Annotated in this window: 25 protein-coding genes, 6 tRNA genes and 1 other RNA gene; 10 read left to right on the forward strand and 22 right to left on the reverse strand. The window is 42.5% G+C overall.

Annotated features, from left to right (window positions below; translation table 11 throughout):
* Positions 1–19: 19 nt before the first annotated feature.
* From FTV52_RS05705 to FTV52_RS05725, 5 genes are all read right to left on the reverse strand, one after another.
* Positions 20–562, reverse strand: coding sequence for a hypothetical protein (locus FTV52_RS05705; RefSeq protein ID WP_096901027.1), 543 nt, complete (start codon positions 560–562; stop codon positions 20–22).
* A 225-nt stretch (positions 563–787) separates the two neighbouring features.
* Positions 788–1,204 carry an ABZJ_00895 family protein gene (locus tag FTV52_RS05710; protein WP_004972241.1) on the reverse strand — a complete coding sequence of 139 codons (417 nt, stop codon included), beginning with the start codon at positions 1,202–1,204 and terminating at the stop codon, positions 788–790.
* Positions 1,205–1,252: 48 nt separating this feature from the next.
* Positions 1,253–1,867: a DedA family protein gene (locus tag FTV52_RS05715; RefSeq protein WP_179990208.1), complete on the reverse strand. Its 615-nt coding sequence runs from the start codon at positions 1,865–1,867 to the stop codon at positions 1,253–1,255.
* A 75-nt stretch (positions 1,868–1,942) separates the two neighbouring features.
* Entirely contained in the window at positions 1,943–2,230 is a 288-nt protein-coding gene (locus FTV52_RS05720; RefSeq protein WP_096901025.1) for a hypothetical protein, read from the reverse strand.
* Between the two features lie 342 nt (positions 2,231–2,572).
* Positions 2,573–3,505, reverse strand: coding sequence for a rhodanese-related sulfurtransferase (locus FTV52_RS05725; protein WP_104853141.1), 933 nt, complete (start codon positions 3,503–3,505; stop codon positions 2,573–2,575).
* A gap of 217 nt (positions 3,506–3,722) precedes the next feature.
* Between FTV52_RS05725 and FTV52_RS05730 the strand changes: the two genes are divergently transcribed.
* On the forward strand, positions 3,723–4,208 hold the full coding sequence (locus FTV52_RS05730) for a DUF1289 domain-containing protein (protein WP_179989235.1): 486 nt from the start codon (positions 3,723–3,725) through the stop codon (positions 4,206–4,208).
* A 97-nt stretch (positions 4,209–4,305) separates the two neighbouring features.
* On the opposite strand, the gene panD is transcribed toward FTV52_RS05730, so the two are convergent.
* The 11 genes from panD to FTV52_RS05785 all read right to left on the reverse strand — a co-directional run bounded on the left by panD (position 4,306) and on the right by FTV52_RS05785 (position 10,407).
* On the reverse strand, positions 4,306–4,686 hold the full coding sequence (gene panD, locus FTV52_RS05735; protein ID WP_004972232.1) for an aspartate 1-decarboxylase: 381 nt from the start codon (positions 4,684–4,686) through the stop codon (positions 4,306–4,308).
* Between the two features lie 146 nt (positions 4,687–4,832).
* The gene (pth, locus tag FTV52_RS05740; protein ID WP_179990210.1) at positions 4,833–5,414 is read right to left on the reverse strand and encodes an aminoacyl-tRNA hydrolase; all 582 of its coding nucleotides are present in this window, start codon (positions 5,412–5,414) and stop codon (positions 4,833–4,835) included.
* Positions 5,415–5,432: 18 nt separating this feature from the next.
* A complete protein-coding gene (gene rplY, locus FTV52_RS05745; protein ID WP_004972228.1) occupies positions 5,433–5,729 on the reverse strand; it encodes a 50S ribosomal protein L25 in 297 nt (98 codons plus the stop codon).
* A gap of 101 nt (positions 5,730–5,830) precedes the next feature.
* Complete coding sequence (locus FTV52_RS05750) at positions 5,831–6,784, reverse strand: ribose-phosphate pyrophosphokinase (protein ID WP_004972226.1); 954 nt, start codon at positions 6,782–6,784, stop codon at positions 5,831–5,833.
* 36 nt (positions 6,785–6,820) lie between these two features.
* Positions 6,821–6,895: transfer RNA gene (locus FTV52_RS05755), tRNA-Gln, on the reverse strand.
* A gap of 93 nt (positions 6,896–6,988) precedes the next feature.
* Positions 6,989–7,063, reverse strand: a tRNA-Gln gene (locus tag FTV52_RS05760).
* Positions 7,064–7,082: 19 nt separating this feature from the next.
* Positions 7,083–7,157: transfer RNA gene (locus tag FTV52_RS05765), tRNA-Gln, on the reverse strand.
* A gap of 27 nt (positions 7,158–7,184) precedes the next feature.
* Positions 7,185–7,259: transfer RNA gene (locus FTV52_RS05770), tRNA-Gln, on the reverse strand.
* On the reverse strand, positions 7,258–8,088 hold the full coding sequence (gene ispE, locus FTV52_RS05775; RefSeq protein WP_131260682.1) for a 4-(cytidine 5'-diphospho)-2-C-methyl-D-erythritol kinase: 831 nt from the start codon (positions 8,086–8,088) through the stop codon (positions 7,258–7,260). Before ispE ends, FTV52_RS05770 begins: the two co-directional genes overlap by 2 nt.
* A gap of 19 nt (positions 8,089–8,107) precedes the next feature.
* Entirely contained in the window at positions 8,108–8,686 is a 579-nt protein-coding gene (gene lolB, locus FTV52_RS05780) for a lipoprotein insertase outer membrane protein LolB (RefSeq protein ID WP_154320977.1), read from the reverse strand.
* An 8-nt stretch (positions 8,687–8,694) separates the two neighbouring features.
* Positions 8,695–10,407 carry a tetratricopeptide repeat protein gene (locus FTV52_RS05785; RefSeq protein ID WP_179989237.1) on the reverse strand — a complete coding sequence of 571 codons (1,713 nt, stop codon included), beginning with the start codon at positions 10,405–10,407 and terminating at the stop codon, positions 8,695–8,697.
* Positions 10,408–10,485: 78 nt separating this feature from the next.
* On the opposite strand from FTV52_RS05785, the gene hemA reads away from it, so the two are divergent.
* Positions 10,486–11,760 carry a glutamyl-tRNA reductase gene (gene hemA / locus FTV52_RS05790; protein ID WP_131260679.1) on the forward strand — a complete coding sequence of 425 codons (1,275 nt, stop codon included), beginning with the start codon at positions 10,486–10,488 and terminating at the stop codon, positions 11,758–11,760.
* A gap of 63 nt (positions 11,761–11,823) precedes the next feature.
* Here hemA and FTV52_RS05795 read toward each other — a convergent pair whose 3' ends face one another.
* Positions 11,824–13,779 (reverse strand): DNA primase, encoded by a 1,956-nt coding sequence (locus tag FTV52_RS05795; RefSeq protein ID WP_179990213.1) that lies wholly within the window; start codon positions 13,777–13,779, stop codon positions 11,824–11,826.
* Positions 13,780–13,977: 198 nt separating this feature from the next.
* The gene (locus FTV52_RS05800) at positions 13,978–14,958 is read right to left on the reverse strand and encodes an outer membrane protein assembly factor BamD (protein ID WP_154320974.1); all 981 of its coding nucleotides are present in this window, start codon (positions 14,956–14,958) and stop codon (positions 13,978–13,980) included.
* Between the two features lie 71 nt (positions 14,959–15,029).
* Between FTV52_RS05800 and rluD the strand changes: the two genes are divergently transcribed.
* The 3 genes from rluD to FTV52_RS05815 all read left to right on the forward strand — a co-directional run bounded on the left by rluD (position 15,030) and on the right by FTV52_RS05815 (position 17,506).
* The gene (gene rluD, locus FTV52_RS05805) at positions 15,030–16,082 is read left to right on the forward strand and encodes a 23S rRNA pseudouridine(1911/1915/1917) synthase RluD (RefSeq protein ID WP_004972212.1); all 1,053 of its coding nucleotides are present in this window, start codon (positions 15,030–15,032) and stop codon (positions 16,080–16,082) included.
* 71 nt (positions 16,083–16,153) lie between these two features.
* Positions 16,154–16,897 carry a peptidoglycan editing factor PgeF gene (gene pgeF, locus FTV52_RS05810; protein ID WP_167845845.1) on the forward strand — a complete coding sequence of 248 codons (744 nt, stop codon included), beginning with the start codon at positions 16,154–16,156 and terminating at the stop codon, positions 16,895–16,897.
* A 39-nt stretch (positions 16,898–16,936) separates the two neighbouring features.
* A complete protein-coding gene (locus FTV52_RS05815) occupies positions 16,937–17,506 on the forward strand; it encodes a flavodoxin family protein (protein WP_004972210.1) in 570 nt (189 codons plus the stop codon).
* A 78-nt stretch (positions 17,507–17,584) separates the two neighbouring features.
* Here the strand turns inward: FTV52_RS05815 and smpB are convergent, their stop codons facing one another.
* The gene (gene smpB, locus FTV52_RS05820; protein WP_004972209.1) at positions 17,585–18,061 is read right to left on the reverse strand and encodes an SsrA-binding protein SmpB; all 477 of its coding nucleotides are present in this window, start codon (positions 18,059–18,061) and stop codon (positions 17,585–17,587) included.
* Positions 18,062–18,240: 179 nt separating this feature from the next.
* Between smpB and coaD the strand changes: the two genes are divergently transcribed.
* The 4 genes from coaD (at position 18,241) to FTV52_RS05840 (ending at position 19,552) form a co-directional block, all read left to right on the forward strand.
* Positions 18,241–18,732: a pantetheine-phosphate adenylyltransferase gene (gene coaD, locus FTV52_RS05825; RefSeq protein WP_004972207.1), complete on the forward strand. Its 492-nt coding sequence runs from the start codon at positions 18,241–18,243 to the stop codon at positions 18,730–18,732.
* A 1-nt stretch (position 18,733) separates the two neighbouring features.
* Positions 18,734–18,997 (forward strand): YfhL family 4Fe-4S dicluster ferredoxin, encoded by a 264-nt coding sequence (locus FTV52_RS05830; RefSeq protein WP_004972206.1) that lies wholly within the window; start codon positions 18,734–18,736, stop codon positions 18,995–18,997.
* Positions 18,998–19,024: 27 nt separating this feature from the next.
* Positions 19,025–19,402: RNase P RNA component class A (gene rnpB / locus FTV52_RS05835), an RNA gene on the forward strand.
* 73 nt (positions 19,403–19,475) lie between these two features.
* Positions 19,476–19,552, forward strand: a tRNA-Met gene (locus tag FTV52_RS05840).
* A gap of 38 nt (positions 19,553–19,590) precedes the next feature.
* Here the strand turns inward: FTV52_RS05840 and FTV52_RS05845 are convergent.
* Positions 19,591–20,004 carry a hypothetical protein gene (locus tag FTV52_RS05845; RefSeq protein ID WP_179990215.1) on the reverse strand — a complete coding sequence of 138 codons (414 nt, stop codon included), beginning with the start codon at positions 20,002–20,004 and terminating at the stop codon, positions 19,591–19,593.
* Positions 20,005–20,197: 193 nt separating this feature from the next.
* On the opposite strand from FTV52_RS05845, the gene FTV52_RS05850 reads away from it, so the two are divergent.
* Positions 20,198–20,274, forward strand: a tRNA-Met gene (locus FTV52_RS05850).
* A 143-nt stretch (positions 20,275–20,417) separates the two neighbouring features.
* Here the strand turns inward: FTV52_RS05850 and FTV52_RS05855 are convergent.
* Together FTV52_RS05855 and FTV52_RS05860 are read right to left on the reverse strand one after the other, a co-directional pair.
* Complete coding sequence (locus FTV52_RS05855) at positions 20,418–22,043, reverse strand: NAD+ synthase (protein WP_004972204.1); 1,626 nt, start codon at positions 22,041–22,043, stop codon at positions 20,418–20,420.
* A 355-nt stretch (positions 22,044–22,398) separates the two neighbouring features.
* Positions 22,399–22,914: a hypothetical protein gene (locus tag FTV52_RS05860; protein ID WP_373683412.1), complete on the reverse strand. Its 516-nt coding sequence runs from the start codon at positions 22,912–22,914 to the stop codon at positions 22,399–22,401.
* Between the last annotated feature and the right edge of the window lie 10 nt (positions 22,915–22,924).

Consider the following 22,924-nt stretch of genomic DNA (forward strand, 5'->3'; position numbering starts at 1 on the left):
TCAATGATCATGTTACCAATTAGCGTGTCGCACGATCCCAAGCATCTTTGACAGCAAATTTAGCTTGTTCCCACGTTAAGCGTGAACTGCCTTTAATTTGCTCCCATTTGCTTCTTAGATCGGGCTCAACATCTTCGAAACGTGTGTGCGTATCATAATGTGGGCGGTTTTCATAACCAATGCGATAGGCATTTTGATAGTCACGATCATAATCTAAATCATGATAATGGTTGCGTGTTTCTGTAAAGTAGGTTGTATTTAAGCTATTGGTACGCCAGTAAGCTTCTTCTTCGGTAGGGTTCACAACTTCTGCTGCACCTTTACCTGCCAAACCACCCACTACAGCGCCTACAGCACCACCGACCACAGCACCTACTGGACCACCCAGCGCACCTACTGTTGCACCAGTAGCCGCACCGCCAACAGCACCTAAACCAGTACCGACAGGGTGTGCACCAGGTTCTCCTGTAATTGGATCGGCATTTAAGCGATCACGTTCTTCTTTTGGTAAGTTCTTAACCACATCACGGTCAATTTTTTCATTGCGTTCAAAATCTGACATTCGAATCACCTTTTTATCTTTGTATGCGTTATAGCGTTCCTATATTCATAAATCGCTATGAATAGGCTTAATCTACGCTGCTACAATGTAGGCTTATAGCCTATTCAGAATGCATTTCAGTTACAGCGCATGTCAGACGTAAATTTATGTGTGATATATCAGCCTGATGTTGATTTTAAGTGTTTGATGTTGCGGTTCAGTGTGAAATACGTACTTTAGGTAAGCTTATAAGTACTTTTTTTGATAATAACGGTTCGCATACCAACCATAGGCAACATGAAAAACTGCACCATGAATCGCAATCAAACACAGCATCACCACCGCAGCCAGTGCTAGTCCTGCTTTATCTGCAGCTTTTAAAATGGCTTCTGCATTCGGATTCATCAGCACCAAGAAAAACACAAAGAAGCTACCAATAATAATTGCCACCGCACTTGAGCCCCAAACCAGTTGAATTTTTTCATCACTGCTCGGTAAGCGTTGTTCTTTTTTGACAAAATGTCCTGCGCTAATGAATGCTGCGGCAATTAATGCAGGGAGCAAGGTCAAGCCACCTAAGTTCAGACCAAAAATCAATACGGTAATGAGTAAGACCAGCGTAATACTGTAAACCGCAGCAAAAAATAATAAATATGGTTTCATGTCTGATTTTCCCCAAAAAATTGATTCAATTGCGCAGCAACACAAGCATTAGTCACGCATTTTACGGCGATGCCTATGGTATAAAATAATTGCGATGACTAAGAGCACCAAGCCTATAATGACATGGCTGACCTGACTGAAAATTTGCTGCATCAATTGTTGGTTTTCACCAAAATAATAACCCACGCAAGCTAAAAAAGTGGTCCAAATAATTGTGCCTAAACCACTATAAAACATAAATTTCCAAAATGGCATGTGGCTCATGCCTGCAGGAATACTGATGAGAGAACGAATAGCGGGAATCATGCGCCCAAAAAATACAATCCGATGTCCATATTGTTCAAACCAATGCAGGGAGTTTCGGACGTCTTGTTCTTTAATCCATAGATATTTACCGTAGCGATTGACCCAGTGGTAAATACTTTCATGTTTGCAGCGATAACCTACCCAATATAACACTGCCGCTGCGAACAACGAGCCGATACAGCCTGCAATGATGACACCCAATAGCAGTAATTGCCCTTGCGATGCAGAATAGCCTGCAGAGGGCATAATAATTTCAGAAGGAACGGGTGGAAAAACATTATCCAGAAACATTAACAGGGCAATACCAAGGTAGCCCAGTTGTTCCATAATGGAAATAATCCATTCAGTTAAGTTCATGCAGGTTGTGCTTTAGAAAAGTGCTTCTATCCTAAGCAGTATTGGACGAACAGTAAAGTCTTGCGCAATTTAGACTTAATCAAGCTCTGCATGGGTCAGGGTATAGATATATACACGTCTTAAGCTATATGCCACAAGTATAGGAATGGCACAGAGCAGGGCGTAATTCAAGAAATGCGCTTGTAGATGATAGCCAACAAATGCCGCAATAATACCGCCTAAAATTGCACCTAAAGCCACAATAAAAGTATGAGATTCATGTTCCAAACCATCTTGCATTGTTGCGCTATGCGTAGCAGTCACAGATTTTACAGGCGTAAAACGTAGTGTGTGCATTGAATTTGAAATTGTTGTTTTAGGCATAGCGTCACTCCTGATTGCGGCATATAAATTTAGGAATACATAACGATCCTTGAATTTTGGGTTATGGGAGATGTTGAGTTTGTGCTGAACATCTGCACCAATATAGCCACAGATTTTGTGGCTTATTTTGATTGAATGCTATCACCCAATCTGGGGATATTGCGCAATGCTTGGTAAACAAGCGTTGTATTTTTATGTTCTATGTAATCTTGCGTGAAGCATATATGTAGACATAAAAAATCCCCATACTGGATGAGGACTTTTTCAATATGATTAGAGTGGTCGATACAACATCAACATGGCTTTTGTTAGACCTTGTTGATGTGTATGAGCCTGTACGGATTACAGACGTTTACGTTTAGCTGCGGCAATTTGTGATTGGCGCATACGGAAACCTTCTTTTTGTTTCTCACTGGTTTTATCAATACAGTACACACAAGATACACCGTGTTCATAGCTTGGTAATTCAACTTCTTCAGGCAGTAATGGCCAACCGCAAGCATGACATTTGGTGTTTTGACCTTCTTGCATACCATGTGTCACCGCAGTACGGCCATCAAATACGAAACATTCACCTTCCCATAAGCTTTCATCTGCTGGTGTTTCTTCTAAGTATTTAAGTACGCCACCTTTTAAGTGATAAACCTCGGTAAAACCTTCTTGCAACAATAACGAGGTCGATTTCTCACAACGAATCCCGCCTGTGCAGAACATCGCAATTTTTTTATCTTTATGCTGTTCTAGGTTTTGTTTCACATATTCTGGAAATTCACGGAACGTTTCAGTTTTCGGGTCAATTGCGCCCTTAAACGTTCCTGCTTTGTATTCATAGTCATTACGGGTATCAATCAGAATGACATCGTCACGGGCAATCAGTTCATTCCATTCTTTCGGGTCTAGGTAGTGACCGACTAAATCACGTGGTTTTACTTCTACACCCAAAGTCACAATTTCTTTTTTCAGCTTGATTTTCATTTTACGGAATGGCTTTTCAGAGCTGTGCGACTCTTTGTATTCCATTGTAGTAAAGCCTTCATTCAACAGAAATTGGTGAACTTGATCAATCGCGGCACGATCACCCGCTACAGTTCCATTAATGCCTTCACCTGCCACAATAAGAGTACCGCAAAGGTTGATTGAATTTACCAAATCTAATAAGCGTTGTTGAAGATCGGCAGGATCTGCAACTTCTTTGAATTGATAAAGTGCGGCAACAACCCAAGTCGTGGTCGCTGGCTGTTCTACAGGTGCAAGCTGTTCTACAGTAGCGTTCATGGAGTACTCCAATAGATGAAAGACAAAAATTTAAGGCGCATATTCTAACCTGCTTTGTGTGAATATGCGAGAAAACCGAGTGCGGTACATGGTTTTAAAGCACGACACAACATTTTAAAAATGTAGCAGAACGGGGTATGATGCCACTCGTTTCAAAGAAGAATGTTGTGTTCATGTTGATGCGCCAACAGGTGTTGTTAAATATTGGAGTGTTGTGTTGAGTAAGGATCGTCAAATTGCCACTTTAACCCCGTGTGCAGGTCGTTGTTCTACGGTGTTTGGTGATGCTGTCTGTCGAGGTTGCCGTCGCTTTAACCATGAAGTGATTCAATGGAACAGTTATACGTCTGAACAACACACTGCCGTTTGGCGTCGTTTAGATGCACAGCTCGATCAGATTTTAGTGCCTATGTTGCCTTTTGCTGACCTGCGTCATGTCGAAGGGTTTATCCGCTCTAAGCGGGTGCGTTTACGTGATGATGCTTCAAAAGGGCGTAAGCTGTACCATGCACTGAAAATTTGTGAAAAAAATCGACATTTTACCGATGAAAGCGGCTTGGGCATTCACTACAAAGAAGTGCGACCTTTGTGGCAGGAGTTTGAACGTCGCGTGTTGGCGCTTGCAACCGCAAGTTATGATTTTGCATTTTTAAGGGCTGATGGTATTAGCCATAGCTTATTGCATAGCTTGCAAGATGATTAATTTGTAATTCTTGCGATTAAAGGTTAGAAAGACTTTTATTGAGCCATAAAAAAACTCGCAAAATTTGCGAGTTTTTTTTATTTTGTACAGGAATGGCTTAAGCCACTTGTACAGGAATACAGTTTGCAGTGTGACTCACGGTATTGTCTGGGTTTGCATAGACCAAACGTGGTTCGTGTGCATTGGCTTCTGCTTCAGTGAAGTCACCAAAGGTTGCAATAATAATAATATCGCCTACATCGGCTTGGTGTGCAGCACCACCATTGACTGAAATGATGCCTGAGTTGTCTTCACCACGAATTGCATAAGTTGTGAAGCGCTTACCATTGGTCACGTTCCATACGTGGATTTCTTCATATTCACGAATGCCAGCCAAATCCATGAGTGTTCCGTCAATTGCACATGAACCTTCGTAGTGAAGTTCTGCATGAGTTACAAAAGCACGGTGGATTTTGCATTTTAATAAACGAGATAGCATGGTGAGCGTCTCCTTAGTGGACCTAAGATTTTATCTTATGGTTGAATTCAAACACTGCTTGCTGGATGTCAGTTCCGAGCAGAAAGCGCATTTTGCTCTGAAAATTGCGACATGGCAAGTGTGATTGTTCAACAATTGTGGATTCATCAGTTCGGTTTATAGGCATTGATTTGATTCATGGCTTGTTGTACTTCGCCATTGACCAGTAACTTGATACGACCTAATGCATGTGCAAGTGCATCATCCATTAAAGTTTGCTCGCTACTTGGTGCTTTGCTCAGTACATGACCAGACACGCGTTCTTTTGAACCCGGATGCCCAATACCAATGCGTAAACGATGGAAGTTTGGACCTGTGTGCGGCACGATGTCACGTAAACCATTATGTCCACCATGACCACCACCCGTTTTTAGGCGAATGATCCCTGGGTTCATATCCAGTTCATCATGAGCAATCAGCATTGCTTCAGGTGCAATTTGATAGAATTTGGCGAAGGGAACAACACTTTGACCAGAACGATTCATAAAGGTTGTGGGTAATAACAGACGAATGTCTTGACCTTCGATATTACCACGTCCGCTGATCCCGTGAAATTTAGGATCGGCTTTTAATGTAATGCCATATTGATCTGCAAGGCGTTCTACAAACCAGAAGCCTGCATTATGGCGGGTTTGGGCATACTCTTTACCAGGGTTGCCCAAACCAACAATCAGTGAAATATTAGCCACTAATTATACCATGAACACTTATGCGCGTTTGAAGTCAGCGTGCATAGGTGTGTTTTTAGCAGGGTGACGTTGTAACGCTTGGATTTTCACGTTTTCAACTTTGTCGCCTACTTTGATTTCTACAACTTCTTCAAAGAAAGCATTGCTTTCTAAAGCTTTTACAAGCTCACGAAGTTCTAAAGTGATTGTTACAGGCTCAGCGTCGCCACCATAAATGATAGCTGGAACTAATGCAGCGTGACGAAGGCGGCGGCTCGCACCTTTCCCTTGGTTAGCTGCTTCACGCGCTTGAGCGTTTAATACGAAGTTTGCCATGATAGACATCCTTATTTTGAGTTTAAATAAACTAGATCTGCGACCAATCTAGTGATAGAAAACCCTGCCAAGTGGCAGGGCTTTGAAAATTTAGCGCTCTATTATAGATAAGAATCGAACATTGCGCTAATAGATTCTTCGTTGTTAATACGGCGAATTGTTTCTGCAACCATACTTGCTACAGATACTTGGCGAATTTTACCAAGTGCTTGAGCTTCTTCTGAAAGAGGAATGGTGTCTGTAACAACCAGTTCATCAATCACAGAATTTTTCAGGTTTTCAATCGCTTTGCCTGAAAGTACAGGGTGGGTAGCATAAGCAACAACGCGGCGAGCACCAAAAGTTTTAAGTGCATCGGCAGCTTTGCATAATGTACCTGCAGTATCCACCATGTCATCTACAATGACACAGTCACGATCTTTTACATCACCAATCAAATGCATCACTTGTGATTCATTCGCTTTTTGACGACGTTTATCGATAATTGCAAGATCGATATCACCCATTTGTTTTGCAACAGCGCGCGCACGAACCACACCACCAACGTCTGGTGAAACTACCATGAGATTGTCGTGTGACTGTTGACGCAGGTCAGCCAATAGCGCAGGCGTACCATAAATGTTGTCTACAGGGATGTCGAAGAAACCTTGAATTTGGTCTGCGTGCAAGTCAATCATCACTACACGGTCAATCCCTACAGTGGTGAGCATATCTGCAACCACTTTAGCGGTAATTGGAACACGTGTAGAACGAGGACGACGGTCTTGGCGGGCATAACCGAAGTAAGGAATAACGGCAGTAATACGACCTGCACTTGCACGACGCAACGCGTCAGCCATCACCAAGATTTCCATGAGGTTGTCATTGGTTGGCGCACAAGTAGGTTGTACGATAAATACGTCTTTACCACGGACATTCTCGGTAATCTCTACAGCAATCTCACCATCAGAGAAGGTAGAAACTGATGCAGCACCTAAAGGAATGTGCAAGTGGCTTACGACTTTTTGAGCGAATTGTGGATGCGCGGTTCCACTAAAAACGACAAGATTGGGCATGAAGCACCCTTGGCGGTTGGTGTATGTAAGAATAGATGGCAGGGGTAGCTGGATTCGAACCAACGGATGCCGATATCAAAAACCGGTGCCTTACCACTTGGCGATACCCCTAATGCGGCAGAACTTTAATATTTTTACTGCGTTCTGTCAAGGTAAATTAACAGGATAGCGGTAATATTGGGGGTTCTGTCTAATGCGAGAAAATGGCAGGGGTAGCTGGATTCGAACCAACGGATGCCGATATCAAAAACCGGTGCCTTACCACTTGGCGATACCCCTAGATTTGATCACTGTAAGATGGCAGGGGTAGCTGGATTCGAACCAACGGATGCCGATATCAAAAACCGGTGCCTTACCACTTGGCGATACCCCTAATACAGTAATCTACAGGTGAAAGAGATGGCAGGGGTAGCTGGATTCGAACCAACGGATGCCGATATCAAAAACCGGTGCCTTACCACTTGGCGATACCCCTATTGTACTGTGAAATGTCGTAATGGAGATTCATCTAAGCTGTTCACAACGTACGCAGTACATGGTGAGTGTGCCAAAATGTCGTCTACATTCATTTCTGCAGTCACTTCAGTAAAGACACAAGCACCTGTACCTGTAAGCTTTGCTTGACCAAATTGGTCTAAATAACGCATTGCTTCATCAACTTCGGGGTATAAATTTCGTGCCACAGGCTCAAAATTATTTCCAAAGTCAGATGGCTTTATCTGATAGCCGCAGAATTTAGTGGGCTTCGTGTTTCTTGTCAATGTTTTTTGTGAAAAAAGTAGTTGAGTGCTGATAAAACAGTCAGGTTTTAACACAATATATTGTTTTGGGGCTAAGTCTATGAATGTTAACTGTTCACCAATGCCTTCTGCCCATGCATTACGACCATGCACAAAGATCGGTACATCTGCTCCGAGCTGTAAACCAAGTTCAGCTAGTTTTTGAGTATCCAAGCCACATTGCCAAAGTTGATTGACTACAATTAAGGTGGTTGCGGCATTGGATGAACCTCCGCCAAGCCCTGCACCCATAGGGATGTGCTTCTCAATTTTAATATTTAAACCTGTGGCTTGTTTCGCGTAGGGTTTTAAAATTTGCGTGGCTTTGTAAATCAGGTTTTGCTCTAAATTGACACTGTTTAAACCCTGAATTTGAATGCTTTGAGTATCATTGACTTCAAATTCTAGCCAGTCGTATAAATCAATCAGTTGAAAAATAGTCTGCAATTCATGGTAGCCGTTGTCACGACGCCCAGTAATGTGCAAAAACAGATTTAATTTGGCAGGTGAGGGTACACGAATCATGGCGAAACTTGGCAAGTGATTAACGATTTTGGATGAGCATTGTAATACGGTTTTCTTGCCCTGATTCAAGTGCTTGTTTCAAAATCAGACGGTTTGGCAAACTGGCACTGTCGTTATAGCTCAAATCGACCGTCCAACCATCTTCAATAAATTGAGTCGGGCGCTGTTGGGGGTCTTTTTGAATTTGGGCATTGACCGTTGCAGGTCGGGCTTGTACCCAATCGACCAAGTGGGTGATGGGCGCTTGCCAACCTGTGGCTTGTTCTAACAGTTCTTCAGGACTTTCGGCATAAATTATCCCTGTTTTGGCACTGTTGAGGGTGACTTGTCCTGGTTGTCCGCTAATTTGCGTTTTACCAACGCCCAAAATGCCGCTCAGTTCAATATCAAACTGCTGTTGCTGCTGTACCCAAGTAAAAAAGGCACTGCCAGATTGCTGCGGAGTGCGCACACCAATTTTGCCTTGTAGGTTAAACTGATTTTCGGCTTCAACTTGCTGTGAAACATGGGCAGGAGATTGCACAAAAGGCTGACAACCTGTGATGAACAGACTGGTACTGACAAACAGGGTAAGACCTAATTTTGAGAATAAACGCATAAAATCACTTAACTCTTTTTAACGGGCTGCGCTAACAATAGCGAATTTAATTGTTGCAATTGCGGATCATTCGGATGATTTTGTTGTAATTGTTGTAACACTTGGCTGAATTTTTGAATATCTCCTTGCATATACAACGATTTTGCATAACGTGAGCCAATCGCGGCACTATGACTCAGCGCGTAGGCTTTTTCCAAAGCCTGTGCCGAAGCAGTGTAGTCATTTTGCAAATAGCTGACATAACCTAAAGTATCTAAAATAGAGGCTTGTTCAGGTGCAAACTCAAGTGCTTGCTCTACATAGCGACGCGCTTCATCCAAACGACGATTTTGCAGTGCAAGAGTATAGGCGTAGGCATTTAAATAGGTTGGGCTGTTCGGCTCAATTTCCAGTAACTTGGTGAGCAGTTGATCCAGTTTGTCTTTTTCCTGATGTGCATCCAATAGTAAGACTTCTGAATAGATCAGGTCAGGATCATCGGGCAGGTTTTTGATGGCTTCATCTAACAAACGCAGTGCTGCTTTTTTATTGTCCATGCGTTTTAAAATATCGGCCTGTGCCTGATATAAAAAACTGGCGTGCTGCGGATAGTTGACCCGTTCCTGCGTTAAAAAGCGCAGGGCATCGTTCAGTTTATCTTGCTGGGCAAAAATACTGATCATGTTGCGACGTGAAACCGTATAAAGGCTACCATCGACCAAACGATAATAGGCTTTGGCTGTTTCAAAGTGCTGTTTACGCTCGGCATTGACTGCCAAATAGAAATAGGCTTCGTTTTGATATTGGGCTGAATAGCGCAACTCTACTAAATATTTTTCGGCTTTTTCGTATTGTTTCAAGTCAATACTGGTCAAACCTGCAATAAATAAGGCTTCATCTTCCGTAGGCCATTTTTTTAAAATAGCTTCTAGCTTTGTTAGCGCCAAAGTTGCTTCATTTTTTTTGACCAAATATTTGGCTTCGGCTAAACGGACTTCAAAATTATTTTTGTGTTTACGGCTGGATTTTGCATACCAAGCTGCCGTTTCTTCTTCATTGCCAAGTACGCTCAACAAATTGGCTTTCATTAAAATATAGCCAGTGACTTTCGGGCGTTTGCGCAACGCTCTGTTAATGGTGTCGAGCGCGGCTTGATATTGTCCATTTTGCGCTTTTAAACCTGCAATCAATACCAAAATAGATGGATTGTCTTTGGCTTTGCTGGTGCGCAGGGCTTGAATCAGAAATTCACGGTCTTCTACAGATTCAGGGGAAATTCCCGCCAAAATTTGTTCTAAGTCAGCCGTGGCATCAATATTTAGAATTTTATCTAAGGTTTCTGCAGCCAAGTCATATTCATGCGCTTTGAGTGCAATGTGCGCCAAATAAAACAGTGCAGGGACATCGGATGGTTCTTGTACCACCCAATGTGTTGCAATATCTAATGCGGCACGTAGGTCATTTTGTTCAATGGCAATATTCAGGGCGCGTTGTTTAATGGAAGTCGAATTGTTCTTAATTGCCAAGACCGTGTAGTTGTGTAATGCAGTTGGAATATCGCCATAAGCCAAGGCAAATTCTGCCACCATGGTTTGTTTTACCGCATTATAATTTGAATTTGCATGATAAATTTCTTCAGATGCTCTAAGATGAGCAACTGAAGCCATGCTACCGACCAGTAAGAATGTGGTAGAATATTGCTTAATTGTCGCGCCGTATGGTCGGCTATTTGTTTGACGCAATTTTTCTTGATCCAAGTAATGCTTTTTATGACACCGTTATTGCACAATAGCATAAATTTAGCGAAATGATGATCTGATATGTCTTTCTTTGCATTGGGTGTCAACCATCAAACCGCCTCTGTAGAGTTGCGCGAGCAAATTGCATTTAACCCAGAAAAGTTAAGTGCCTTACTTGCTGAGCAAAGCCAACATCCCGAACTGAATGATTTGGTGGTGGTGTCTACCTGCAACCGTACCGAAGTCTACGCCATGTCTGAACATCCAGAACAGGTGTTGGATTGGCTTGCACACGTCAATGGTATTGATGCGAAGCAATTGAGTCGTCATGTTTATCGTTATGAAAATGCACAGGCGGTGTCGCATTTAATGCGCGTAGCCAGTGGGCTAGATTCACTCATGTTGGGTGAGCCGCAAATTTTAGGTCAGGTCAAAACTGCGCTGTCTTTAGCCAAAGACTCACATACGGTTTCGCAACAACTCAACCGAATTTTTGAATATGCGTTTTATGCTGCCAAACGGGTACGTTCAGAAACTGCCGTAGGCAGCCATGCCGTGTCTATGGGTTATGCGGTAGCGCAACTGGCGTTACAAGTATTTAGCCATCCTGAAAAACTAACAGTGATGGTGGTGGCTGCAGGCGAAATGAATAGCCTTGTGGCGAAGCATTTGGCCGAGATGGGCGTCGCTAAAATTTTAATTTGTAACCGTACCCGCGCTCGTGCCGAAGCTTTGGCACAAGAAATTGCGCATCGGGTTGAAGTTGAAATTATTGAATTTGATCAGTTAGCGGCCAATTTACACCGCGCTGATGTAATTTCAAGCTGTACGGGTAGTTTGCATCAGGTGATTGCTTATCCTGAAGTAAAAGCAGCGTTAAAGAAACGTCGCTATCAGCAAATGTTGTTGGTCGATTTGGCCGTACCACGTGATATTGATCCTAAAATTGAAAACTTGGATGGCGTGTATTTGTACGGGGTCGATGACCTGCAAAGCGTGATTGATGAAAACTTGGCGCAGCGTCGTCAGGCGGCTGTGGAAGCAGAGCTAATGGTCAATCAGCTTGTGACTGAGTTGGTGACCCATCAAAAAGTTCAGCAAGCAGGTGCGACCATTCATGCTTACCGTGAACATGGCGAAAGCTTGCGTCAGGAAGAATTAAATTTGGCGATGGCGCGTATTGCCAAAGGTGAAGATGCTGCACAGGTTCTGCAGGAATTTTCCTATCGTTTAACCCAAAAACTGCTGCATCCAACTTCTATTTTATTGCGTGAAGCAGCCAAAGGTGATGAGCCTGAATGTTTTGAGTTTATGCAGGAAAATTTAGCAGCGACTGCCAAACATCGTCGCAAATAAGCAAGATTAACGTGATTCACAAAAAAGATTTTTGATGATACAAACTTAATCTAATCAGATCGCTTATTCCTCTAACAAGGTCAGCGATCTTTTTTTATCAATTTCATAAATTTGATGTTTCAATCGCTTCATTTCTTCAATACTGCTGAATTTTTTGGAGCGAATTTTTTGCTGTAAACAGTCGTATTGCAATTTGGTCGAAAAATCCTGCGCCAATTTATCGACGTGTTCAGGAGAAGTCGTGTAATCACTGACATTGGCTTGTTGTAAAATGCGCTGTAATTCATAGTGATACGCTGAGCATGCACCCAAAATATAATATTTGGCTTGTTCAGGATCATCGGGTAGATCATCAAAAATAGTATTTAAAATATTTAAGATTTGGTGTAGCAGATGATCATTTGGAATCAGCGCACGTAACGGTTCAAAGTGAATATACAAATACGGGTGATTGATTAGAATCGCAATCACATATTCTTCGGCATCGACTTTGGTGCTAAAACTCAAAGATGCATCGTTATTGGTCTGTGCCTGCCATTTACGGTTAAAGCCTAACTTTTCACGGAAAAACTGTTGCAGCAAATAGCGATAAGAACCCGTTTTGGGCAAAAGTTCGGTCAACTGCCGCAGTTCACCCATGACCTGACTTTTGCCTTCAGGGGTACTGATATTATGGTTTTGGGTGAGATGCGCAAAGACAAAATCTGATAGCAAAGGTGCTTGATCTAATAAACGTCGGAAATTTTCGATGCCTTCACGACGAATAAGTGAGTCAGGGTCGTGCTCATTGGGTAAAACAAAGAACTTCAGTTCACGTCCATCATTGAGCAAAGGCAGTGCAATTTCCAGTGTACGACGTGCGGCTTTTTGACCTGCGGCATCGCCATCAAACGCGATGGTAATGCGGTTGTTTTGGCGGAATAGAATGTTTAAATGATCGGTATTACTGGCTGTACCGAGTGTCGCTACAGCACCATGAATGCCGTATTGCTGCAAGGCAATCACATCCATATAGCCTTCGACCATTAAATAATCTTGGGCTTTTTGTTTGCGTCCTTCATATAAACCATAGAGCAATTGGTTTTTATGAAACACTTCCGAATCGGGCGAGTTGATGTATTTGGGTTTGATTTCATCATTAAGTGCGCGACCACCAAAGCCGACCACACGTCCTTTGCTGTCACGGATTGGAAAAATCACCCGATCACGTAATAAATCGAAGTCACGTCCCTTGTCACTGGTACGAATTAAGCCTAGCAGTTTTAAACCTGCAATGTCTTGCGGAAAGGCTTTTTCTAAATGCTGCCAATCTTCGGGTGCGTAACCCAAGCGCCAAAACTGCAAGGTTTGTGCGGTTAAACCACGTTTTTGAAAATACTGTTGCGCGGCAGGGCTGTGCGGCAATTGCTGCTCATAATATTGCGCTATATTTTCTAGCAAGTCGTATAAGTTGCCTTCTTGTGCAGGTGTGTCCTGCATGGTGTCCCATTGCTCAAAACCTGCAAACGGGTCGGCATTGTTTTGAAATTCCGAGTTTGCGTATTCAGTACTTTGAAACTCGGTAAAAGGATCAAAGTCGATGCCTGTAGCATCAAAAGCATGTTCGCTTGATGTGGTTTGAACTGCAGAAGTTTCATTCTGGTCTTTTGCTGTTGGCTTGGGTTGAGCTATCGATGTTGGCTTTTTGGCTTCACGTTTATAAGAGAGTTTTTTATTGTCGTGCTGATCTTTTGGGAGTTCGATGCCTGTTTGACTGGCCAAGTCTTTCATGACATCTACAAAATTGCGGTTATCAATATCCATTAAAAAACGGATGGCGTTACCATTTGCCTGACAGCCAAAGCAATGATAATACTGCTTGTCACGGTAAACGTGAAAAGACGGGGTTTTTTCCTGATGGAACGGGCAGCAGCCCGAATAGGTACGACCAGTTTTTTTTAATTTCACGCGCTGACTAATCAGATCGACAATATCAGTGCGATCTAAAATTTGATCAATCGTGTGCTGTGGAATGGCCATACGGTTTTGTCTGTTATCTCTTGGTAGTGAAAGGTTCGCCGAACAGGTTGAATACATCAGACTGTGCTGATTGACTCAATGAGTATTCTCTTTTGTATCTTTTTCTAGGACAGGAAACAAGCCCATAAAAGAACAAAGGGCAAGTATCATAACTTGCCCTTTGCATTTTTCAAAACTGAAAAATCAGTCGGAATGGTTTTATTCAGTGCTGTCGTTTTGAGATTTTGGACGATCGAGCAAGCCAAAACTCAAACGGTTGGTGAGGCTGCGTGATGGCTCTGCTTGTGCTTTAGTATCTGACTGTTGTGTTTCAGTGCTGCTTTGCGCTTCACGTCCGAAAATACCCAAAGTTGCACGGTTAATCCAGCTTGCGTCATGACGGGCAGCACGTAAATTCACGCTACCATCTGCTTTAACCAAATTTGGATAGTTCAGTTTCAACACATCAATATATTGCTGAGCTGTGGCTTGATCGCCCAGTTTGCCATAACCATAAGCCACCGTTGCCAACGCTTCTGGAATTTGCGGAGTTTGCGGATAATGCTCAACTACCCACAATGAACGCTCTACTGCAGCCACCCATGCTTTACGTTTAATGTTATAACGTGCCGCATTCATTTCGGCTTCCGCCAGTTCCTGACCAATAAACTGCATGCGCTGTGCAGCATCTACCGCATAAGTGCTTGATGGATAGCGACGGATAAAATCGACAAAGTTTTGATAGGCCAGTTTTAAATAGCTAACATCACGGTGTGATTGCTTGAGCGAGGTATAACGCAACAAACCATCATAGTTTTGTTCCATATTCGCCACACCACGTACATAGTAGGCATAATCGGCTTTAGGATGCTGCGGGTTCATGCGGATAAAACGATCTGCAACAGCAATTGCGCCTTCATAATCTTTTTGCTGGAATTTTGCATACAACAATTCAAGCTGCGCTTGCTGCGCATAATCACCCGTTGGATAATAGGTTTCTAAAGCTTCAAGATGCTTAACGGCATCGGTGTATTGACCACGATCCAGTGCTTTTTCTGCTTTTTCAATATAAACCTGTTCGCTAGATTGCGGACCAGTATCGACCACTTCTTTTTTTGGATTGCTGCTACAGCCCACAATTGCAGACGCAACGCCGAGTGAAAGAGCAAGCATTGTTATTTTATAACGTGGTAGCGACATAAAAATTCCTCTGTTAATACGGGCAATGAGCTACAATTGCGCTATTAAACCACTTTTGTCTGAATGAGCAAATGAGTCAAGCACAATCTACCCATTCCAATTTACCTGAAACTGAGTTCAATTTACTTGAAGATGCTGAGGATGCAGATAACCATACTTCAGACTCAACTGCAACACGTTTATCGTTGCAATTTCAATTGGATGACAGCCACTTAGGACTACGCATCGACCAAGTTGCAGCCATCATTTGGAGTGAATTTTCACGTGAAAAGCTAAAACAGTGGCTCAAAGACGGTCATTTGTTGGTAAATGGTAACACGGTCAAACCTAAATATAAGTGTGAAGGTGATGAGCTTCTTACCCTAGAAGTCGAGCTTGAAGCGCAAACCCGCAGCCTGCCTGAAGATATTCCACTGGATATTATTTATGAAGATGATGACATCATGGTGATTAATAAACCTGTGGGCATGGTGGTGCATCCGGGGGCGGGAAATAGCTCTGGAACTCTGGTAAATGCCTTGCTGCATCATTATCCAAAATCGGCAGAGTTAACTCGTGCAGGTTTGGTGCATCGTATTGATAAAGATACTTCGGGTTTGCTGGTGGTTGCCAAAAATCTGGAAGCACAGTTTGCCTTGACCAAGCAACTGGCGAAAAAGTCAGTTTATCGTTTATACGACTTGGTGGTGTACGGCAACATGATTGCGGGAGGCACTGTCGATGAGCCGATTAAACGCCATCCTGTAGATCGAGTGAAAATGGCTGTTTTGCCGGGCGGCAAAGACGCCGTCACACATTACAATGTTAAAGAACGCTTTCAGCATTTCACTCGTGTTCAGGCGCGTTTGGAAACTGGACGTACTCATCAAATTCGTGTGCATCTAAGTTATATTGGTTATGGTTTGGTTGGCGATCCTGTTTATACGCCACGTGTACGTGTGCCAGCAGGCGCATCGGCATTATTAAACGATACCTTGCGTAACTTTAAACGTCAGGCCTTACATGCCGTCAAACTCGGTTTGGTGCATCCACGTACTCAAGAAGAAATGATGTTTGAAGCGCCGTGGCCTGAAGACTTTAAACAATTGGTAGACGTGTTACGCAGTGAAAATGCTGCCTATTAATTGTTGCATAGACAGCATTAACAAGATCAACTCAGATACGGCAATGCCAGAAAACGACTAAGGATAGATTTATGCAATTTGTTCAAGGATTACCTGCAGGTGTGTATGTTGGGCAAACCCGCATACAACATGTGCAAGCTTTAGCGACAGACTGTGCCGATGTATCTGGTTTTAATCTGGCGCTGCATGTGCAGGATGATGCATGGCGTGTGCAGCAGCATCGTATGAGTTTACTGGCAGAGTTTGCTGAATATGGGGTCGATAAAATGACGTGGATGACGCAAACACATAGCGTGTTGTGTCAGACCATTAATGAGCAAATCACTTGTGAAGCTTTAGAAGGCGATGGTTTGGTCACTCAGCGTAAAGCGCATGCTTTAATGATGATGACCGCAGACTGTTTACCTGTGGTTTTGGGCAATGCCGAAGGCACTGAGGTTGCGAATCTGCATGCAGGCTGGCGTGGTCTTGCCAACGGTATTATCGAAAACACCATCGTCGAAATGCAAAGTGCTCCAACATGGGCGTGGTTGGGTGCGGCTATTAGTCAGCCGTGTTTTGAAGTTGGGGCTGAGGTGAAACAGGCATTTTGCGATAAATATCCTGAATTAGACACGGCTTTTATTGCAGGGCAGCAGCAAGGTAAATATCTTGCTGACTTGTATGCGATCGCGCGTTTTATTTTGCAGCAGCATGGTGTTACAACGGTCTTGGGCGGTGATCAGTGCTCGTATCAACAAGCCGATGATTACTATTCTTACCGCCGTCAAGCACGTACAGGACGTATGGCAACATTCGTGTTTATGCAGGCTTAGTGTTAAACTTGACTTAATTATTTGGTTTTAAACATTCTCATGTCAGTGACTCATTCAACATCTTCTTGCGCTGCTATTCGTGTGGCGGTGGTTTATCACAGTCCTTATGGTCATACTGCTAAGGTGGCACAGCATATTGCACAAGGTGCTGCGCAAATGGATGCTCAGGTGACTTTGATGGATGTGGCTGAAATTGAATGGGATAGCCTAGATCAAGCCGATATTATCATTATGGGCTGTCCAACTTATATGGGCAGCATTACTTCGGCTTTAAAACAGTTTATGGAGCAATCGTCTAAGCGTTGGTTGGCCAGAACTTGGCAGGGCAAACTGGCGGCAGGTTTTACCAATGGCGGTGGTTTAAGTGGCGATAAACTGGCGGTGCTGCAACAAATTAATTTATTTGCGATGCAGCATGGCATGTTGTGGTCAGGTTTACCGTTTATGCCGACAGGGCGTAGTCCACACGATATTAACCGCATGTCGAGCTTTTTGGGTTTAATGACGCAGTCTGATAATGCCAGTGTTGAAGTTACGCCACCCGAAGGTGATTTGGAAACTGCAGTCAAATTTGGTAAATATTTGGTGGAATTAAAACTTAAAGACTAAGCATTTTTAGTTTTAAAACTTCCATAAAAAATGCTCGAGATCAACATCGAGCATTTTTTATGGGCGGAATGTGCAAAATTATTTGTGCATCAAACGTGCTTTATCACGCTGCCAATCGCGGTCTTTTTCAGAAGCGCGTTTATCGTGCAATTGTTTACCTTTCACCAAAGCAATTTCAAGCTTCGCTAAAGGGCCTTTCCAATAACATGCTAAAGGTACGCAAGAATAACCTTTTTGATTGACTGCACCCATCAACTTTTCAATTTCACGTCGTGAAAGTAAGAGTTTGCGGGTACGGGTCGCTTCAGGCACTACATGCGTTGAAGCCGACAAGAGTGGTTGAATTTGTGCACCAAATAAAAAGGCTTCATTGTCACGAAACAGGATATAACTTTCGGTAATAGTCATACGTCCTGCGCGCAAAGATTTGACTTCCCAACCTTGCAAAGAAAGTCCTGCTTCAAATTTTTCTTCAATAAAATAATCGTGGCGTGCACGTTTATTCTGTGCAATTGTTCCGCCCGTATTTTTTTTAACTACAGTTAGCTTCGCCATATTCAATTACTTCCAAACTTATGACTATTGTGCCTCAAACCAAGGCTTGCTGACAAATCAAAATCATCACAACTGTTGGCTAAACTGCTTTGATATTTCATAATTTGGTAGACTTTAGTTCACTAAAATTTTTTGTATTTGTTAAACTAACTTTGACAAAACCAACTAGAGCATAATGGATGTCTAAAACTCGCGTAATTTATCCGGGCACCTTTGACCCGATTACTAATGGTCATATTGACTTGGTGACACGTGCTGCAAAAATGTTTGATGAAGTCGTGGTCGCAATTGCCATTGGACATCATAAAAATCCAATTTTTACTTTGGAAGAACGTGTGGAATTGGCACAGGCATCTTTAAAGCATTTGCCTAATGTTGAATTTGTCGGATTTGATGGTTTATTGGTTAATTTTTTCCGTGAGCAAAATGCGACTGCAGTTTTGCGTGGTTTGCGTGCTGTTTCAGATTTTGAATACGAATTTCAGTTGGCAAATATGAACCGTCAATTAGATGCGAAATATGAAGCGGTATTTCTGACTCCTTCAGAGCAATATTCATTTATTTCTTCTACATTAGTTCGTGAAATTGCACGCTTAAAAGGTGATGTGACTAAATTTGTTGCACCTGTTGTGGTCGAAGCCTTTGAGCGTAAATTACGACAAGGTTGGTAGCGTGTCTTTATATATTACCGATGAATGTATTAACTGTGATGTCTGTGAACCTGTATGCCCAAATGAGGCAATTTATATGGGTGAGCTGATTTATGAGATTAATCCAGCATTATGTACTGAATGTGTAGGACATCACGAGCAGCCGCAGTGTCAGTTATTTTGCCCAGTCGATTGTATTCCGCTCGATCCAGAGCATGTAGAAACACAGGAACAATTGCTGGAAAAATATAAAAAACTGATTGCTCAAAAAAGCGCAAGCAATTAACTTATAATTTTGCTAAAATGCGCCTTCGAAGTGAACCAGACGATCGCTGCTGTGGAGGTCTCCGTGACTGAAACAGGGGAGGAAAGTCCGGGCTTCATAGGGCAGGGTGCCAGGTAACGCCTGGGCGGCGTGAGCCGACGGAAAGTGCAGCAGAGAGTAGACCGCCTTCGTATGGTTTCTTTTTCGGAAGAAATTGAAGGTAAGGGTGAAAGGGTGCGGTAAGAGCGCACCGCATGGCTGGTAACAGTTCATGGCATGGTAAACCCCACCAGAAGCAAGACCAAATAGGAATCCTGAGGTACGGCCCGTACTGGATTCGGGTAGGTCGCTTGAGCGTATGAGTGATTGTACGCCTAGAGGAATGATCGTTCTCGACAGAACCCGGCTTATCGGTTCACTTCACCAAATTTTAAGCAATTGATGCGTGATAAGGCTTGACGTTGCCTAGATTACAGCAGATAATGCGCGCACAGTTTTTGGCTATGTAGCTCAGTTGGTTAGAGCACCGCACTCATAATGCGGGGGTCACAGGTTCAAGTCCCGTCATAGCCACCATTTTTCAGACCACGTTCACTAACGTGGTCTTTTTTTGTTTAAAATTTATTTGTGCAATCTATTTGAGCTGTATCTAGTTGAATCTGCATTTGTTGGTTTTGAATCTGTTGCCAATTGGCTTGTTGATCAGAGTGAGCAAAAATTTTGGCATCGACCTGATTTAATTTTTTTAGCGAAATGTGTTGTGATGCACAATAACGCCCTACAGCACGCTCATAAGCCAGTTGTTGCTGCGCTGCAGCATTGAGTTGATGTGCCGTTAAAATCTTTTGCTGCCCTTTGGCATAAGCAACCAAGACACGTCGGTCTGCGATGCTATAACTCATTTTAGAATTAATAAATTGCGCAACATCACGCCGTACACCGTTGTAATCTACAAAAATAGGTGAAACCAAAGCGCAGGAACTTAAGCCAACAACAAGGCTACTCAGTATTATAGACTTCAAGATCATGGTTGAATTTATTCTCTTTTTTCTGTGTGACTTGATATAGATTTTGCTGCAAATATTTAAGAATCTCCGTAAGAAAATAGTAATTTGATTAAAATTAAACAAATTGCACTGTTTTTGCTTAAACTGTGAGCGTTTGTAAATTAAAATACTTGACGATGCAGGGCTAAGTTTAGATAATGCGCACACAGTTTATGGCTATGTAGCTCAGTTGGTTAGAGCACCGCACTCATAATGCGGGGGTCACAGGTTCAAGTCCCGTCATAGCCACCATTTTTATAGACTAAGCTCTCAGCTTGGTCTTTTTTTATGTCAAAATTTTAGGCTACTTTTTGCAGCATTGGTTTAATGGCAGGTACAAAAAAACCAAGCCGTAGCTTGGTTTTTTATATCTTTGTTTAAGCAATGCTTTAGCGTTAAATCCCTGCTTTCCAACCATTGACGAGCGGATAGCGACGTTCACGACCAAAAGCGCGTGAACTAATACGTGGTCCTAATGCACCTTGGCGACGCTTGTACTCGTTGCGATCAACCAATTGAATGACTTTCTCGACCATCGCGCGTTCAAAGCCTTTGCTAATGATGTCTTCTTGGCTCTGATCTTCTTCAATATACGCATACAAAATCGCATCGAGCACTTCGTATGGTGGTAAAGAATCTTGGTCTTTTTGGTCTGGACGTAATTCTGCTGAAGGTGGGCGGGTAATCACACGTTCAGGAATCACAGGAGTATCAGCGATGCTGTTACGGTATTTTGCCAATTCAAACACAATGGTTTTGTACACATCTTTGAGTACCGCATAACCACCGACCATATCGCCATAAAGCGTGCAGTAACCAACTGCTAACTCAGATTTGTTACCTGTAGAAAGCACGAGGTTACCAAACTTATTCGATAGACCCATTAAGATTGTGCCGCGTGCACGAGCTTGTAAATTTTCTTCTGTGGTGTCGCTAGGGCTGTTACCAAAGAAAGGATACAGCGTTTGCATAAAGCTATTTACGATCGGGTGAATTTCAGCAATACCAAAAGTCACGCCTAAAGTTTTGGCTTGTTCTGCAGCATCTTCCACACTAATTTGCGCAGTATAAGTGTACGGCATCATTACCGCTTGTACCTTGTCTGCACCAATTGCATCAACCGCAATGGCAAGGGTAAGTGCTGAATCAATTCCACCCGACAAGCCTAGAATTACACCTGGAAAGCCAGAGCGTTGCACATAGTCACGGGTTGCTAATACTAAACCTTGATAGATTTCTGCAAGGGTGTCTAAAGCTGGGCTAATTTCGGCAGTTTTAAAGTGCTTCTGTGCAGCGTCATATTCTGCGTAGAATAAACCTTCTTGGTAGGTTGGGGCTTGTAATGCAACATTGCCTGCTTGGTTAATCACAAAGCTCGTACCATCGAAGATTAAATCATCTTGACCGCCAACTTGGTTTACATACACCACATTGAGATGTAATTGTTTTGCCAGTTCGGTCATGGTCTGTACACGATGCTGCGGTTTACCCACTTCATAAGGCGATGCGTTCAAGACCAATGCAGTTTCTACATTCAACTGTGCCAATTGCTGCACGGTTGGCAAAGACCATAAATCTTCGCAAATCAAAACGCCAAATTTATGACCAAGGTATTCAAAAACTAAGTGTTGATGACCTTCATCAAAATAGCGTTTTTCATCAAATACAGCATAATTTGGTAAATTTTGCTTGTTGTAAATACCTAAGATGTTGCCATCTTTCATGACGGCAGCCGAGTTAAAGCGCTGACCATCTTCAGTTTCATTGACAAAGCCGAAAACTAAAACAATATCTTTAATTTCACGTAATTGTTCAAATGCTTGTTGTGTGCGTTGATTCAAGCTTGGGCGCAGTAATAAATCTTCTGCAGGGTAGCCCAAAATTGAAAGTTCAGGAAAAATAATCAAATCTGCATGTTGTTTTTTCGCTTCATTTGCTTGTTCAAGCATTTTTTGCGCGTTTGCTTCGAGATTGCCAATGTGTGGAGAGAACTGTGCAAGGGCAATTTTAAAAGATTTCATTTAAATTAAGTCCTATTCCTATAGGTGTAGAATACACGTAAGTGGCTGATGATTATTGTTATAAAAATTTCAGCGTAGTGTATTGTGGATTAAACGACTGCCGAAAGGCACAAATAAAAACCATTTATTACCTAACAGATAAAGATCTTATTTTGCAGTGCAAAAATGGAGACTTTTGCTATTTTATCTTAATTTAGAATAGATGCTAGCATCGAATACACTTTATTGTCTTGTCTGCAAGAATATCATTGAAATGTGACAGAATTTTTATGCTATTTATTTGAAAAGCATTATATTTTTAGGTTGTATGATGCATGTGTTTTTCGTGAAATAAGCATGTACCAAGATGAGTGAGCTAAGTCGAGCGGTGCGGGCTGTTTAAAATAATATTGTCTATTTTTTTAAGAAAAATATCTTTGGCAATTTCACCTTGTTGCTCAATGTTGTAAGCAAAAAAAGGTTTCGCTTCAATTAAGCGATAATGATATGGATTGTAACGCTTAAAACTCAAAAAATACGCGGTTTGCAATACCGCACCACGCAGTAAGACATTGATGTGATGTTGATGCTGTAAAATGTGCGCCATCTCATGAATAAAGATCGCTTGATAGCCACGGTGTGCTTGGCTGTAGTCGGCTAGATAATGCCGATTACGCATATGAATATAGCGACAGGGGGCCATAAAAATGTGCTGTGGCTGCCAAGGCAAATAAGGATGGTTCATGACTTTGACTTGGCTGTAGTCAATCAGATTGCCAAACACAGATTGGCACAACTGTATTTCCATTGCAGTTAGGCTTCGACATCTAAACTGATCTAGTTTGAGCAGTCGCATCAATAAGCTGAGAATGAATAAATGCAGTTGTAGCATGGAAATGAGT

The sequence above is a fragment of the Acinetobacter sp. YH1901141 genome, assembly GCF_013416935.1.
In the GTDB taxonomy this organism is placed as follows: Bacteria; Pseudomonadota; Gammaproteobacteria; order Pseudomonadales; family Moraxellaceae; genus Acinetobacter; species Acinetobacter towneri.